This window comes from bacterium, from assembly GCA_035295165.1.
Taxonomy (GTDB): domain Bacteria; phylum Sysuimicrobiota; class Sysuimicrobiia; order Sysuimicrobiales; family Segetimicrobiaceae; genus JAJPIA01.
Map to the genome: position 1 here is coordinate 60,780 of DATGJN010000104.1, position 14,390 is coordinate 75,169.

The following is a 14,390-nucleotide window of genomic DNA, read 5'->3' on the forward strand; positions in this document are numbered from 1 at the left end:
GATGACCGCACTCGGGTTCCTCGCCTCGCGGACGCTGCGCCGAAACCCGGTCCGCACCGCGCTCGTGGTGCTCGGGCTGTGCGTGACCGGCGCGCTGCTGCTCGACATGACGATGCTGGCGGGTGGGTTGGAGGCAAGCCTCGGCCAGCTCCTCGGCCGTCTCGGGTTCGCGATTCGCGTCGTCCCGAAAGGCACGTTGCCGTTCTCCGGGGACGCGCAGATCCCGGATGCGGATCGGCTCGCCGCGGGCATCGCGGGACGTCCCGGCGTCACGGCCGCGGTCCCGGTCGTCGCGACCAACGTCTACGTCGGCCGGGGGCGCGCGACGTTTGCCTCGTTCGCGCTCGGCGTCCCGGACGGCGGCAGCGGGGTGTACACGGTGCTGCAGGGCCGCGACCTTCCGAGCGGAGGGCGCGACGAACCCCCGAACGGGACGGGCGCCACGGTGGCCGTCGTCGTCAATCGGAACATGGCGCATCTCGACGGGGTGCGGATCGGCGACGACCTGGTGCTGTCCGGCGCGCCGGTCCCCGGGCTGAACGGGGCGTCCGGGTCGCTGCGCGCGCGGGTCGTCGGCATCGCAGACTTCTACGTCGATCTCGCGACCCAGCGGTCGATCGCGCTGCGCACCATGGATCTCCGCCGGGTGCGGGATGTCGCGCCGGGCGCCGCGTCGCTGATTCTGGTCCGAATCTCGGACCCCGCACGCGTCGGCGCGGTGGTCGCGTGGACTAACGCGCGCGATCCCCGTGTCGATGCGCTGAGCGTCGGGCGATTCATCGCACGGGCGGGCGGGCGGCTCACCTACTTCAACCAGTTCGCGCTGATCCTCAGCACCCTCAGCCTCGCGGTGTCCTTCCTGCTGATCACGGCGATCGTGACGCTGTCGCTCGGCGAGCGCCTCGGAGAAATCGCCGTCCTGCGCGCGCTCGGGATGACGCGGAGTCGCGTCGGGGCCGTGATCGTCCTCGAGGGGGTGGCCCTCAGTGTCGTCAGTCTGCCGGGCGCGTTCCTGCTCGGACTCGGGATCAGCGGCAACCTCGATGCGATCCTGCGCGGTGCGCCCGGGGTGCCGGAGAGCCTCCACTTCTTCACGTTGACCGCGGCGGCCGTGACCCGCACCGTCGCGCTGCTGATCGGGACCGGGGCGGCCGGCGGTCTGTACCCCGCCGTGGTCGCGTCTCGCCTCAGGATCGCCACGACGCTGCACGCGGAGGTGCAGTCGTGATCGCCGGGCGCAACGGGGCGGCCGGCGGTCCGGAGGCGACGGGACGCGTGGTCGTGTCGGCCCGCGATGTCGCGAAACACTACGAGATGCCGGGCGGTGTCGTGCACGCGCTCCGGGGCGTGAGCCTCGAGGTCGAACGCGGCGTCTGCCTTGCGATCCTTGGCCCCAGCGGGTGCGGCAAATCCACGCTCTTGCACCTCCTCGGTGGGGTGGACGTGCCGACCGCGGGACGCGTCGACGTGCTCGGCCACGACACGGCACACCTGACGGACGCAGCGCTGGCGCGGCTGCGGCTGTTCCACATCGGGTTTGTGTTTCAACGATTTTTCCTGCTGCCGATGCTGACGGCCGAGGAGAACGTGCTGCTGCCGATGATGGAGGCCGGCGTGCCGCAGGCCGAGCGGCGCGACCGCGCCAGGGCGCTGCTCGGGCGCGTCGGCCTAGCGGCCCGGGTGCACCACCGCCCCGGCCAGCTCAGCGGGGGCGAGATGCAGCGCGCGGCGATTGCGCGGGCCCTCGCGAATCGCCCCCAGATCGTGCTCGCGGACGAGCCTACCGGTGAGCTCGACGAGGCGACCGGTCACGAGATCGGCGCGCTGCTGCATGACCTGAGCCGCGACGGGATCGCGGTCGTGATGGTGACCCATAACCCCGAGCTCGCGGGGATGGCGGACCGCGCGGTCCGGATGAAGGACGGCGCGATCGCATGACACGGGTGCCTTGGCTGCTCGCCTGGCGCAGCTTGGCGGACCGGCCGTGGCGGGCCGCGCTCCTGCTGCTGGGGTACGGCATGGGCGTTGCCGTGATGATTTCGCTGCTCTCGGTGGGGGAGGCGCTGCTCGCGCAGGCGCGTGATCCCAACCTCGCCGCCGGCGGCGATCTCGTCCTGTTGCCTGCGGGTGTCGACCCCGCGGTGCTGAAGGTCAACGGCGTAACCGGCCTCTATTTCTCGATTCCGAACGCCGCGTTCGTCACCCGTGAGGTGCTGCTCGGGCCGCGGTTCGGCGCCGCGGTCGCGAGCGCGGCGCCCGAGATGCGCGACCGCCAAATCTACGTCCGCGTGCGCGCGCGAGTCGCGCCGGCCGTCGCGTCGGCGGGCGTGCCGTCGCTCGACCGCGCCGCCGGTGCGCACGAGGGCGTGCCCGGCGCGTCGGATACCAGGGCGGACCGCGCGTGGCTGAATCCCGTCTCGACGGCCTTCTACGATCGGATCGACGGGTTCCACGAACCCACGGCGGCAGAGCGGGCGACGTGGGCCGAGTGGGACTACCTGACCTTTCTGGATCCGGCGTCCCGGACGTACGGCTATCTCACGCTGTTCGCCGGCGGAACGGGACGGGGGGCGATCGTGTTGCGCCTCCGGCGACCGGGGCAGCCGGTCGAGGACGTTGTCGTTGCGGCGGCCGTCAGGCCGCGCGATCTTGCGACGGCGACCGCGGCCCAGCGGATCGGCCCGGCACGCGTCTGGGTCTCGTCAGGCGGCTATCGGATCGTGGTGCGCGACCCTCGGCTCGACGCCGACCTGACGCTCACACCGGTCCCCGGTCTGTACCTGCCGCCCGCGGAAACCGAGGAGAGCGCGTTGCGATCAGGCTACGTCGTCCCGGTGCTGCGTGGATGGCTCACCGGTACGATCGCCACGCGAGGCGGGGTGCTGCGTTTGACGCGCGCCGAAGCGTACCACGACCACAACTGGGGCACGTGGCGCGGCGTCACCTGGGAATGGGGAGAGGCGTCCGCCGGGACCGGCGCGATGCTCTACGGCGCGCTGCACGCCCCGGAAGAGGGCCTCGCCGCCGCCGTGCGCCCGGCGGCGCTGTTCCTGTGGGCGCCAGAGACCGCCGCCGCTAACGGTTTCGTAGGCGTGTTCGAGGTGAAGCGTCTCGCCTACCACGGGTGGCACGCCGGGCCGGTGATGCGGGGCCGCCACGTGCGCGTTCCGGGCGAGATCGACCTCGACGCCGCGTCCGGTTCTGACCGGGTCCACGTACGCGCTCGCGTGTGGGACGCGCTGGCCAGTTCGCCGCTGGGCGCGAGCGGCGGCGCGGTACGGGAGCGCGCGTTCCTGCAGCTGCGGACCGTGGACGATGTCAGCGGAACGATCGACGGCCGTCCGTTCGCGTGGACCGGGGAGGGCGCGTCGGAAACCTACGTGGCGTGGTAGAGGGCGCCGGCAGCGAGTCTCGGTAACGCGCCCCGGCCCGGCAGCGCGCCTACGGCGGCGGGCCGAGGAGGAGGTGGACGGGGTAGTTCGATCCGCTCTCCGGCATCGTCGTGACCCGGAGCGTTCGGCTGGCGCCCGGCGCCAAGTGGATCGTTGTGATCACCTGCGGCGCGTTCGGCTGGACGGTCGGGCCGTTGATGAGTTGGTTGTCGATGAGGAACGTACCCCGCGCCTGCCCCCCGTCCGCGTGCATGACGAGCGCGGCGACGGCGGGGTCCGACGTGGGATTGCTGACCAGCACGTTGAAGGTGTAGATCACCCCGTAGTTGCCCTGGAGCGCGATGCCCGTGGCGCCCTCGTGAAGCAGATCGGCGTTGTCTCCCAGGGTCATGAGCACCGGTGGCCCGCCTGCGGCGAACGTCAGCGAGCGCTCAATCTTCGGACCCGTGAAGGCCCCGCGCTGATGCACGTTGTCAAAGTCGGACTGGAAGCTCTCCGTCGGTGGATCCATCTCGCCCGCGAGCCGCGCGAACACCTGCAGATTCAGGCGATCGCCGTCGACGAGGGTGAACTGCGCGATTCCGCTGACGACGCCAAGCGGGGGCAGATCATGCACCAGCAGCGGCACGGTCGTGTTCGCGGGGATCTGCAACAGGAAGCCGGCGTGAAGCCCGTACTGTTCGAGGAACCGGTACGCCGCGGCGTGCCCGATCAACAGCTCGTCGGCGGCGGGCCCGCCGCTCGCCCCGTTGACCCAGAGCGTAATCGGCGACCGAGCAGGGTTGCTCAAGGCAACCTCGATCGTCATGCGCTGCGTCGTCGAGCCGTTCTGATGATGATAGAGGAGCCGGACCGTCTGCCCATTCGGGAGCGACGCGTTATACAGCACCTTCCCGAACGCGATTCGCTCCGGGCTGTTGCTGACGAGCAGGACCTGCGCGTCCGACCACTGCGCCGCCACGTTCACCAGCGCGACCGGCAGCGTCACGCGTTCGGGCGAGCGTGCCGGCGCGAGGACTTGGACCGTCGCCTGGACGGTCTCGTCCGCGGACGGGTCCAGCGGAGCAAGCGCGGGCGCGGCCGAGACCAGCGTCACCTGGGCCGCGCGCGCTTCGGGCACCATCTCGCGGACCGCGGTTTCGATGCCGAGGCGCTGCGTGTTGACGGGGGCGGGACCGCCGGTGACGCTCACCTGGACCGGACCCCCAGGCACCGGTCCACCGGGTGCCGGGGTCCCCGGGATCGGTGTGCCGGGCGTTGACCCGCCCGGTGCCGGTCCGCTCGGCTCGGGCGCGGGCTGCGAGATGGGAATGGAATACGACTGAGCAATCCCTGCGGTTGACCCCTGAAGAAGAACAAGCCCCGCCGCCGCCGCGAGGCAGAGCAGGCGGCGTGCGCTCGCGGGGGCCGATGCGAGCCTCCAAGGCTGCGAAGAGTGTGTGCGGCGCATGGGTTCGTTCGTTATTGTTCCCCAAATGGGGAGTTCCGAGACCGGCTACGGAATTCCTGCCGCACGCGCGGCTGGGCTCCGCGTGACGCCGCACCGATCTGCTGGCCGTGTCTCCCGCCGACGTGATACCCGGAGGCGGGTGTGCCCGACGAGGCACGCGTCGCCCGGGCGCGAAGTACTTATGGGACGCGCAGAAGGCCTGCACGAAGGATGGTGGCCGGTGAATCTGTCTACGACGTATCTCGGTCTCACGCTGAGGACCCCGCTGATCGCGTCGGCGTCGCCGCTCGCCTTGGAGCTCGATAACATTCGCAGGCTCGAAGACAGCGGCGCGGGCGCGGTCGTGCTGCCGTCCATTTTCGAAGAGCAGATTGCGCAGGAGGCGCTCGCGTTCGAGCGACTGCTCGGCGCTGGCACCGAGAGCCAGCCCGAGGCGGCATCCTATTTTCCGCCCAGCAGCGCATACGGCGCCGGCACGCACCAATACCTGAACCTGATCCGCCGTGCGCGCGAGGCAGTGGACATCCCGGTGATCGCGAGCCTCAACGGTATCACCGGCGAGGGGTGGACCGACTATGCCCGGCAGGTGCAGGACGCGGGCGCGAGCGCGATCGAGCTGAACGTGTACCTCCTGCCGTCCGACCTGTCGCTGAGCGGATCCCAGGTCGAGCAGCACTACTTCGACGTGCTGGCGGCGGTGAAACGGGTCGCGTCGGTGCCCGTGGCGATGAAGCTGGGCCCGTACTTCAGCGCCGTCGGGCACACGGTGCGCGCGCTCGACCAGGCCGGAGCCGACGGCTTCGTTCTGTTCAACCGCTTCTACCAGCCGGACATCGATCTCGCCGCGCTCCGGCTGCAACGCGATCTGGTGCTGAGCCGCCGAGTCGAGATCCGCCTACCGCTCCTCTGGATCGGCGTGCTCGCCGGACAGGTGCGCGGGTCCCTCGCCGCCAGCACCGGCGTGGAAACGGCCGACGAGGTGATTAAGTATCTGCTGGCGGGCGCGGATGTCGTGGCCACGACGTCCGCCCTGATCCGACACGGCGTTGGGTACATGAAAGCGCTGCTGGATGGCCTGACGTCCTGGCTCGAGGTGCGCAGTCTCGACTCGGTGGCGAGCATCCGCGGCCGGATGAGCCGCGTGGCCACGAGCGATCCCACCGCGTTCGACCGCGCCAACTACATTCGCATCCTCCAACACGGTGCGTCCGAGTAAGCCCGTGGCGGGAACCTCGTGCCACAGGACAGTGGAACGCTCGGGATCGAATGCTGTCGCATCACCGCGCGACCCGGTGCGTCGGGTGGGCGCGGCTGATCAAAGGGGGCGGAGATGAAGATCGACTTGTCGGGGCGTGTCGCCATCGTCTCGGGCGCAAGCGCCGGGATCGGACGGGCGATCGCACAGGGGTTTGCGGAAGCCGGCGCGGACGTGGTCCTGGGGAGTCGCCGCGAGGACGCGATTCGGCGAGCGGCCGGCGAGGTGGCGACATCCACCCGCCGCAGGACCGTCGGGGTGGTCGCGGACGTGGCGCGGCCGGAGGGCGCGCAGCGCCTGCTGGAGACGGCGCGCACGCAGTTTGGGCGCCTCGACATCCTGGTTGCCAACGCCGGCGGACCCCCGACGGGGTCGGGGCTCACGCTGACCGACGCGCAGTGGGAGCAGGCGTTTCAGCAGAACCTGATGAGCGCCGTGCGGCTCATCCGTGGGGCGGTCGAACCGATGAAGGCGCAGGGCGGCGGGCGGATCCTGACGGTCATCACGTCCGGCGTGAAGATCCCGATCCCTCAACTGGTGTTGAGCAATGTGTTCCGCTCCGGCGTCGTGGCGTTGACGAAGACGTTGTCGTTCGAACTCGCGCCCTACAAGATCCTCGTGAACAACCTCGCGCCGGGCCGCATCCGGACCGACCGGACACGTGCCCTTGACGAGACCGTGGCTAAGGCGGCCGGCAAGACTGCCGATGAGGTCGAGCGGCAAGCCATCGCGACCATCCCCGCGGGGCGGTACGGCGAACCCCGCGAGTTCGCTAACATGGCGGTGTTCTTGGCGTCGGATCAGGCGAGCTTCATCACGGGAACCACGATCCTGATCGACGGCGGCGCGACGCGGGCGATGATGTAGGGCCAGTCGCTGTGTCGGGGCGGTTCGATGCGACCACCGGCGGGTTCGCCCCCACGCGTGCGGCCGATGGTCGGCCGCACGCTGTGGCTCAGCCCGTCGCACCTGGGCCCTTGCGGCGGCGAAGAGATCGGGTTCGCGCCCGATAGACGCGTCGCGGCCGGTTCGGTACGTTTGGCGGCAGGGGCCTGTTCAGGTCTCCGCGGCGTGCGGTCGGAACCGGCGTCGAGGTCGGCTTTTTTTGGTTGGGCTGGCCTGCGCGACGCCGAGATCGGCCGGGGCGCAGATCCCCGGCCACGGGAGGTCCGCCATGACCACCGGGGAGAAGGCGGCGCTGACGCTTCAGCGGGCGTTCGAGTTGGCCAGTCGACCGGACACGGTCCTCACGCCAGAGCGGGTGCAGGGGTATCTGAAGACCGGTGAGTGGTCGTTGGACACGTACTGGGACCTCGCGGCGGCCCAGGCGGCATCCCGGCCGGACGTCCCGGTGATCGTCGATCAGGACGGGGCGACGATGACCTGGGGCGCCCTGAAGGCGCAGAGCGAGGCGTTTGCGGCGGCCCTGCTGGATCTCGGCTACCGGCCCGGCGACTGCCTCGGCATACAGTTGCCCAACTGGAGTGAGTTCTGCGTCGCCGTGCTCGGCGCGGTTCGGGCCGGCGTGCTGCCCACCTTGATCCATCCCCCGTACCGCTCCTTTGAGATGGAGTACATTCTCGGCCTCACGCAAGCGCGGGGTGTCGTCGTGCCCCGCGAGTATCGGGGTACCGATCATGTGGCGCTCGCCCGTCAGGTGCGGACCGCGCTGCCGCATCTGCGCGACATCATCGCCGTACGCGGGGCGGGGGAACTCGCGTTTCGCGAGCTGGTGGAGACGCACCGCGGCGACGCGGTTGCGGCGCCGGATCCCGTCTCGACGGACCTCTTCGTGCTGATGTTCACCTCGGGGACCACCAGCCGCCCGAAGGGTGTGATGCACGTCCACGCAAATCTGTTGAACGCCTGCCGGAAGTATGTCGAGGCGTTCGAGCTGGGGCCGACGGATCGGTGGCTGGTGGTGACGCCCTTCACGCACCTCACCGCGTTCGGCATCCCGCTCCTCACGGGCGCACTCGCGGCGGGCTCGTCGCTGGTGCTGCTGGAGGCGTGGGACGCCGCGAAGGCGTTGGAGCTCGTCGAGCGGTACCAGGTCACGCACCTGGTCGGCGCGCCGCCGATGCTGCTCGACATCGCGCGGAGCCCGGACCTGGACGCGCGGGATCTGTCGTCGCTGCGCTTCCTGATGTACGCGGGCGCGCCGTGTCCGGTCGAAATCCTCCGCCGGTTGCAGGCGCGCCTGGGATGCGCGCTCGCGGCGTTCTACGGGTGGACGGAGGGGCTGGCGCACACGTTCACGACGCCGACCGACCCGCTGGAAGTGACGAGCGTCACCGTCGGCCGGACCGGACCCGGATGGGAGTGGCGTGTCGTCGGCGACGGCGGACGCACCGCCGCACCCGGGGAGCGCGGCGAGTTCTGGGGGCGAGGCCCCAACTTCTCGCCGGGGTACTACCGGCAGCCGCAGTTCATCGCCGAGCGGTTTCAACCGGACGGGTGGTTCATGTCCGGCGACATCATGGTGCGGAATCCCGGCGACACCTTCACCTACGTCGCCCGCACCGACGACATGATCAACCGCGGCGGACAGAAGCTCGATCCGCGCGAGGTGGAGGAACTCCTGTACCAGCACCCCAAGGTCGCCCACGTAGCCGTAGTCGCCATGCCCGCCCCTCGCGCAGGGCAGCAGGGGTGCGCCTTCGTCGTCCCGCATGGGGGTGCGTCCCTCACCCTCACGGAGATCCGGGACTTCCTGGCCGAGAAGGGGCTGGCCCGGTACAAGTGGCCCAAGCGGTTGGAGCTGGTCGACGCGCTCCCGCACACGCCGACGGGCAAAATCATGCGGTATGCGCTGCGCGAGCGCCTCGCCGGAGGGCTGTCGAGCGCCGCGCGGACCGCGGGCGGCGCCTAAGCGCCGCGGCGCGGGCGTCGGAGGAGGCGCGCTGCCGCAGGGCGAAGGGAGAGAGCGCCGTGAAAGACATCCTCGACCAGGTAGTGCGCTGGACCGCCGGGGGCAGGAAGGTCGCCCTCGCGACGGTCGTCGCGACGGAACGGTCGGCGCCTCGGGACCCAGGTGCAACCCTTGCGGTGACCGAGGACGCCGAAGTGCTCGGATCCGTGTCGGGCGGGTGCGTGGAGACCGCGGTCATCGAGGAGGCCCTCGAGGCTATGCGGTCCGGAACACCCAGGCGCGTGACGTACGGGATCAGCGACGAGGACGGGATCGCAGTCGGGCTCTCCTGCGGCGGCACCGTCCACGTCTTCATCCACCCGGTCGATCCGCCAGCCGGGGAGATCCTCGCCCGGCTCGCGAACGCTGCGGACCGGGAGGAAGCGGCCGCCCTCGTCACCGCGGTGACCGGAACGCGCCCGGGCACGATGATGCTGGTGAGTTCGCAGGCGACCGCCGGCCGCCTCGGCGACGCACGCCTGGAACAGGCGGCAACCGCCGACGCGCGCGCGATGCTCGAGCAGGCGCAGACCGGGGCGCGGTCGTACGTGCTCGCGGGGGAGCGCGAACCCGCGGAGGTGTTCATCGAGTCGTTCGCCCCGTCGCCGCAGATGTACGTCTTCGGCGCAACCACGCAGGCCGACGCGGTGGCGCGCATCGGCAAGTTCCTCGGATACCGGGTCGTTGTGTGCGACGCGCGCGCCGCGCTCGCCACGCGGGACCGGCTTCCGAGCCCGGACGAGATCGTCGTCCGGTGGCCGGACGAGTTCCTGGCGGCGGCCCGCGTGGACCGCCGGACCGCAATCTGCGTGCTGACCCACGACCCGAAGTTCGACATCCCGCTGCTGCAGGTCGCGCTCGCCACGCCCGCGGCCTACATCGGGGCCCTCGGGAGCCGACGCACGCACGAGGCGCGGGTGCGGAAGCTCGTCGAGGCCGGGGTCTCCGAGGAGCAGCTATCCAGAATTCACGCGCCGATCGGTCTCAACATCGGAGCGCGCACCCCGGAGGAAGTGGCCGTGGCGATCGCGGCCGAGATCGTCGCGCTCCGCGCGGGTCGCCTCAGAGGAGACGCCGGGCTCCGTTCGACGGCGCCCGCGGCGAAGACCGCCTCATCGTAACGTCCCCGGGCGCGGCGACGCCCCGCGGGGTTCGGGAACCCGAGGGAGACGTCTACTTGCTCGGAATCTTCCCGACGACTCCCTGCACGAACCAGTCGAGTGACGACTGGGCCCCGTGGTCGAGGGTGCCGCCGGCCGGCACCTTCACCATGCCCATCTGATCTTTGATCGGTCCGGCGAACTCGTCGAGCGTCCCGGCGAGGATCGCCTGCCGCTTCGCGGCGACGAGCGCTCGCGTTGCGGTCGGCACCATCGGGCCGATTGGCGCGATGTCTACGGTGCCCCGGTCCATGCCCCACCACAAGTCCTCGCCGTGGAACGTCCCGGCCTCGACCTGTTTGGCGATGTACGCATACATCGATCCCCAGTGCCACACCGGAGCGGTGAGGAACGCCTTGGGGCCGAAGCGGCTCATGTCGGAGTTGTACCCGATCGCGAACTTGCCGACGGCGGCCGCCGCCTGGACGGTCGCCGGCGAGTCCTGGTGCTGCGTCAACACGTCGGCACCGACGCTGAGCAGGCTGTCCGCGGCTTCCTTCTCCTGCGCGGGATCGTACCAGGTGTTGCTCCAGACGACGTGGACGGTCGCCTTCGGATTGACCGACCGCACGCCCAGCGTGAACGCGTCGATTCCGCGGATCACCTCAGGGATGGGATGCGCCGCGACGTACCCGATGATGTTCGACCTGGTCATCTTGCCGGCCACGATCCCGGTGAGATACCGCCCTTGCTCGATCTTGCCGAACGCGGTCATCATGTTCTTGGCGCGCTTGAAGCCGGAGATGTGGACGAAGTCGACGTTGGGGAACTCGCCCGCGACCTTGAGCATCGGGTCCATGTACCCGAACGACGTGCCGATGATCAGCCCGTATCCCTTGCGGGCCAGGTCGGTGAAGACGCGTTCGGAGTCCGCGCCCTCGGCGACGTTCTCGACCGCGGTCGTCGTGACGTTGGGGTCGTGCGCCTCGAGATACTTCCGGCCCTGGTCGTGTTCATACGTCCAGCCCGCGTCGCCGACGGGACCCACGTAGACAAAGGCCACCTTGAGTTTGCCCGCCCCGGGGGCCGTCCCCGGCGCTCCGGCCACGAGCGCGACCACGAGCGCGACCGCCAAGGCCGCGCCGACCTGCCGTCCCCAACCCCGCATCGGCATCCCTCCCGCCCACTGCGTTCGCCGGGTGTCCGTGCCCCGGGTTGGGCTTACGGTTTCGCGGCCGGCAAGGGACGTCCTGCCGGATCGGGGCAGGAGAGAGCCTCCCGGGAGCCGTAGGCTGTTATCTACCATGGTGACTCCCTCAGGGGCATCTTCCGACCCGGCCCGCGGCGACGCGCCGACCGGCGGGGCAGGGGGCCCCTCGATCTCCACGCACGTGCTCGACGCGGGGCGCGGCGAACCTGCCGTCGGCGTACGCGTGGAATTGTACCGGGGCGGCACGCGGCTCGCGTCGTCGGTGACGAACGCCGACGGGCGAATTTCCGCGCTCGTGCCGGGCCCGCTCGTGCGCGGGACGTACCGGCTGGTGTTCGCGGTCCCATCATCGTTCATCTCGCGCCTCGAAGTCGAGTTCACGGTGACGGATCCAGACCGGCACTACCACATCCCGCTGCTGGTCTCGCCGTTCGCATGCACGACCTACCGCGGCAGTTGAGCGCGGACGTATTGGCCGAATTGTTTGAGGGCCGCACGCGTCTCGTCCTGCGGCTCGCAGAACGCCTGGATCCACTCGGTGACATATCGGCGGTGCTCGCAGAGGCACCCGAGGACGAGCTGATCGAGGCCCTGAACGCCCATCCGCGCATCGGTGCAGGACCGATGTCGGCGCGCGCGGCGCACGAGCAGGGCGACGACGTCGATCCCACCGTGCTGGACGCGCTCGTCCGGCTCAACCGCGCGTATGAGGACCGCTTCGGGTTCCGGTGCGTGGTGTTCGTGAACGGCCGGCGCCGCGCGGTGATCGCGCGCGTGCTCGAGGAACGGTTGGGGCGCACGCGCGCGGAAGAGTTGCGGACGGGCGTGCACGATCTGGTGGCGATCGCGCGCGCCCGCTACCGGGCGCACCGGGCGGCGGGCGGGGAGGCAGGAGCGTGAAGATCCAGTACGGCAAGGCGTCGGTCCGGTTCTACCGCACCGACGCCGACGGCCTGTTCGCCGGCGACATCGCGCTCGACATCTCGGGAGACCGGCTCCGCGACGCCTGGACCACGGGGGACAACACGGCGATCGTCGCGACCGACTCAATGAAGAACTTCATTCACGCCGCCGCGCTCGAGTATCGCGGGGGCGACATCGAAGGGTTCAGCGCGTTCGTGGCGCGTCGCTTTCTCGCCACCTATCCGCATGTCGGACACGTCCGCGTGCGCGGGCGGGAGCTGCCGTTCGCCGCCGAGGGACCGATCTCGTACAGCCCGCGATTCGAGGACTACGGGGTCGCGGAATTCGAGATCGATGCCGGCGGGCTGGTGGGGCACCGGTGCGGCCGCGAGTCCCTCAAGCTCGTCAAGCTGACGGGCAGCTCGTTCGCCGGATTCATCCGCGACGCCTACACGACGCTGCCGGAGGCGCACGATCGCCCGCTGTTCATCTACCTGGACGCGCACTGGCGCCATCGGGAGTTCGACGCGCGCGTCCCGTCCCTGGAGGTGCGCGCGGTCATCGTCGAGACGTTCGACGCGTTCGTCTCGGAATCGATCCAGCAACTGGTCCACGAGATCGGGCGCCGGCTGCTCGAGCGGTTTCCGTCGATCACCGAGGTGGCGTTCGAGGCCGAGAACCGGCTGTGGGACAGTGTCGCGTCCGCAGACGGCGGGCGGCGCGTCGTGCATACGGATCCCAGGCCGGCGTACGGCACGATCGGGTTGGTGCTCGGTCGGTGACGGACGGACCGGCGGCGGCCGGGCCGGTGAAGGTCCTGGTGCCCCGCACGCTCGACGAGGCGCTCGCCCTCAAGGCGACCACACCCGAGGCGGTCCCGGTCGCCGGCGGCACCGACGTGATGGTCGAGCTGAACTTCGATCGGCGCCGGCCGCCCGCGCTCCTCGACCTGTCGGGCCTAGCGGAGTTGCGGCGGTGTCGATTGTTGGACGGCCGCGTCGCGCTTGGCGCCGGCGCGACGTACACCGCGATCATCGCCTCGCTCCGCGGCTGCGCGCCGCTCGTGCAGGCATCGCGCTCCGTGGGATCTCCGCAAATTCGGAACCGGGGCACCGTCGGCGGCAACCTAGGCACGGCGTCACCTGCCGGGGACGCCCTGCCCGTGCTCGCTGCCTACGACGCGGAAATCGTGATCGCCACCGCGGCCGGAGGGCCGCGCGCCGTGTCGTGGCGCGAGTTCTTGATCGGTCCCAAGCGGACCGCGCTGCCCCCGGACGGTTTGATCGTCGACGTCCGGTGGCGGGTCCCTCGCGGGCCCGGGTCGTTCTCCAAGGTCGGCCCGCGGAATGCGATGGTGATCGCGATCGCCGGCGTCTGTCTCGTGCTGGATGAGGACGAGCGGGCGGTCCGCCTCGCGCTCGGCTCGGTGGCGCCGACCGTGGTGCGCGTGCCGGAAGCCGAAGCGGCGGCCGCGAAAGCGCTCGCGGCGGCCGGCGCCTGGGACGATCCGCGAGCACCGGTGCCGCCGGCCGCGGTCGAGGGGTTCGGTGACCTGGCCGCCGAGGCGGCGCGGCCGATCGACGACGTCCGCAGCACCGCCGCCTACCGGCGGCACGCCTGCCGCGTGCTCGCGCGTCGCGCGCTCACGTGGGCGCTGGACGACAGGAGGGCCGGATGCGCGTCCGGACGCGCGTAAACGGGGAGTGGCACACGGCCGAGGTCTGGCCGGGCGCGAGCCTGCTCGGGATGCTGCGCGATCATCTCGGGCTTCCCGGATCCAAGAACGCGTGCGAACAAGGCGAGTGCGGATCGTGCTCGGTGTGGCTCGACGGGACGCTGGTCTGCGCGTGCCTCGTGCTCGCCGCCCAGGCCTCGAACCGGGACGTCCGGACGGTGGAAGGGTTGGCGCGGGCCGGCGAGCTGCATCCGGTTCAGCAGGCGTTTCTCGACACCGGGGCGGTGCAGTGCGGGTTCTGCACGCCGGGCCTGATCGTCGCCGCCGCCGATCTGCTCGAGCGCCACCCGTCTCCCGAGGAAGCGCAGGTACGCGAGGCGCTCTCCGGCAACCTGTGCCGGTGCACCGGGTACCAGAAGATCATCGACGCGGTGCGGCTCGCGTCCCGGCGGATGCGCGGGGGAGCGCCGTGACCGCCCTGCTGATCTCGTCAT

General features: G+C 70.7%; 14 protein-coding genes. 12 read left to right on the forward strand and 2 right to left on the reverse strand.

Annotated elements, in window-relative coordinates; all coding sequences use genetic code 11:
* Window position 1 precedes the first annotated feature (1 nt).
* From VKZ50_18305 to VKZ50_18315, 3 genes are read left to right on the forward strand one after another with little or no spacing between them, the layout of a single operon-like run.
* Window positions 2-1,228, forward strand: coding sequence for an FtsX-like permease family protein (locus tag VKZ50_18305; protein ID HLJ61681.1), 1,227 nt, complete (start codon window positions 2-4; stop codon window positions 1,226-1,228).
* Window positions 1,225-1,938: an ABC transporter ATP-binding protein gene (locus VKZ50_18310; protein ID HLJ61682.1), complete on the forward strand. Its 714-nt coding sequence runs from the start codon at window positions 1,225-1,227 to the stop codon at window positions 1,936-1,938. Before VKZ50_18305 ends, VKZ50_18310 begins: the two co-directional genes overlap by 4 nt.
* Window positions 1,935-3,392, forward strand: a complete 1,458-nt coding sequence (locus tag VKZ50_18315; protein HLJ61683.1) for a hypothetical protein — start codon at window positions 1,935-1,937, stop codon at window positions 3,390-3,392. Before VKZ50_18310 ends, VKZ50_18315 begins: the two co-directional genes overlap by 4 nt.
* Window positions 3,393-3,441: 49 nt before the next feature.
* On the opposite strand, the gene VKZ50_18320 is transcribed toward VKZ50_18315, so the two are convergent.
* Window positions 3,442-4,584 carry a hypothetical protein gene (locus VKZ50_18320; protein ID HLJ61684.1) on the reverse strand — a complete coding sequence of 381 codons (1,143 nt, stop codon included), beginning with the start codon at window positions 4,582-4,584 and terminating at the stop codon, window positions 3,442-3,444.
* Window positions 4,585-5,062: 478 nt separating this feature from the next.
* On the opposite strand from VKZ50_18320, the gene VKZ50_18325 reads away from it, so the two are divergent.
* The 4 genes from VKZ50_18325 (at window position 5,063) to VKZ50_18340 (ending at window position 10,129) form a co-directional block, all read left to right on the forward strand.
* On the forward strand, window positions 5,063-6,058 hold the full coding sequence (locus tag VKZ50_18325; GenBank protein ID HLJ61685.1) for a dihydroorotate dehydrogenase-like protein: 996 nt from the start codon (window positions 5,063-5,065) through the stop codon (window positions 6,056-6,058).
* A 114-nt stretch (window positions 6,059-6,172) separates the two neighbouring features.
* The gene (locus tag VKZ50_18330) at window positions 6,173-6,964 is read left to right on the forward strand and encodes an SDR family oxidoreductase (GenBank protein ID HLJ61686.1); all 792 of its coding nucleotides are present in this window, start codon (window positions 6,173-6,175) and stop codon (window positions 6,962-6,964) included.
* A gap of 307 nt (window positions 6,965-7,271) precedes the next feature.
* Window positions 7,272-8,969: an AMP-binding protein gene (locus VKZ50_18335; protein ID HLJ61687.1), complete on the forward strand. Its 1,698-nt coding sequence runs from the start codon at window positions 7,272-7,274 to the stop codon at window positions 8,967-8,969.
* A gap of 59 nt (window positions 8,970-9,028) precedes the next feature.
* A complete protein-coding gene (locus VKZ50_18340; protein ID HLJ61688.1) occupies window positions 9,029-10,129 on the forward strand; it encodes an XdhC/CoxI family protein in 1,101 nt (366 codons plus the stop codon).
* Between the two features lie 52 nt (window positions 10,130-10,181).
* Here the strand turns inward: VKZ50_18340 and VKZ50_18345 are convergent, their stop codons facing one another.
* Window positions 10,182-11,276, reverse strand: coding sequence for a BMP family ABC transporter substrate-binding protein (locus VKZ50_18345; protein HLJ61689.1), 1,095 nt, complete (start codon window positions 11,274-11,276; stop codon window positions 10,182-10,184).
* 136 nt (window positions 11,277-11,412) lie between these two features.
* Between VKZ50_18345 and VKZ50_18350 the strand changes: the two genes are divergently transcribed.
* Genes VKZ50_18350 through VKZ50_18370 form a run of 5 tightly spaced genes read left to right on the forward strand, consistent with a single transcriptional unit; the run spans window position 11,413 to window position 14,369 of the window.
* Complete coding sequence (locus tag VKZ50_18350) at window positions 11,413-11,778, forward strand: hydroxyisourate hydrolase (GenBank protein ID HLJ61690.1); 366 nt, start codon at window positions 11,413-11,415, stop codon at window positions 11,776-11,778.
* Window positions 11,775-12,218: a 2-oxo-4-hydroxy-4-carboxy-5-ureidoimidazoline decarboxylase gene (locus VKZ50_18355; protein ID HLJ61691.1), complete on the forward strand. Its 444-nt coding sequence runs from the start codon at window positions 11,775-11,777 to the stop codon at window positions 12,216-12,218. The genes VKZ50_18350 and VKZ50_18355 overlap by 4 nt, the downstream gene beginning before the upstream one ends.
* On the forward strand, window positions 12,215-13,003 hold the full coding sequence (gene pucL, locus VKZ50_18360; GenBank protein ID HLJ61692.1) for a urate oxidase: 789 nt from the start codon (window positions 12,215-12,217) through the stop codon (window positions 13,001-13,003). Before VKZ50_18355 ends, pucL begins: the two co-directional genes overlap by 4 nt.
* Window positions 13,000-13,917 carry an FAD binding domain-containing protein gene (locus VKZ50_18365; protein HLJ61693.1) on the forward strand — a complete coding sequence of 306 codons (918 nt, stop codon included), beginning with the start codon at window positions 13,000-13,002 and terminating at the stop codon, window positions 13,915-13,917. The genes pucL and VKZ50_18365 overlap by 4 nt, the downstream gene beginning before the upstream one ends.
* The gene (locus VKZ50_18370) at window positions 13,896-14,369 is read left to right on the forward strand and encodes a (2Fe-2S)-binding protein (GenBank protein ID HLJ61694.1); all 474 of its coding nucleotides are present in this window, start codon (window positions 13,896-13,898) and stop codon (window positions 14,367-14,369) included. The genes VKZ50_18365 and VKZ50_18370 overlap by 22 nt, the downstream gene beginning before the upstream one ends.
* Window positions 14,370-14,390: the final 21 nt, after the last annotated feature.

What these genes read in the sequence shown, in the direction of transcription:
- VKZ50_18305 (HLJ61681.1), top strand. Translation starts at nt 2, where the DNA reads ATGACCGCACTCGGGTTCCTCGCCTCGCGGACGCTGCGCCGAAACCCG.
- VKZ50_18315 (HLJ61683.1), top strand. Translation starts at nt 1,935, where the DNA reads ATGACACGGGTGCCTTGGCTGCTCGCCTGGCGCAGCTTGGCGGACCGG.
- VKZ50_18330 (HLJ61686.1), top strand. Translation starts at nt 6,173, where the DNA reads ATGAAGATCGACTTGTCGGGGCGTGTCGCCATCGTCTCGGGCGCAAGC.
- VKZ50_18335 (HLJ61687.1), top strand. Translation starts at nt 7,272, where the DNA reads ATGACCACCGGGGAGAAGGCGGCGCTGACGCTTCAGCGGGCGTTCGAG.
- VKZ50_18345 (HLJ61689.1), bottom strand. Translation starts at nt 11,276, where the DNA reads ATGCGGGGTTGGGGACGGCAGGTCGGCGCGGCCTTGGCGGTCGCGCTC.
- VKZ50_18350 (HLJ61690.1), top strand. Translation starts at nt 11,413, where the DNA reads ATGGTGACTCCCTCAGGGGCATCTTCCGACCCGGCCCGCGGCGACGCG.
- VKZ50_18370 (HLJ61694.1), top strand. Translation starts at nt 13,896, where the DNA reads ATGCGCGTCCGGACGCGCGTAAACGGGGAGTGGCACACGGCCGAGGTC.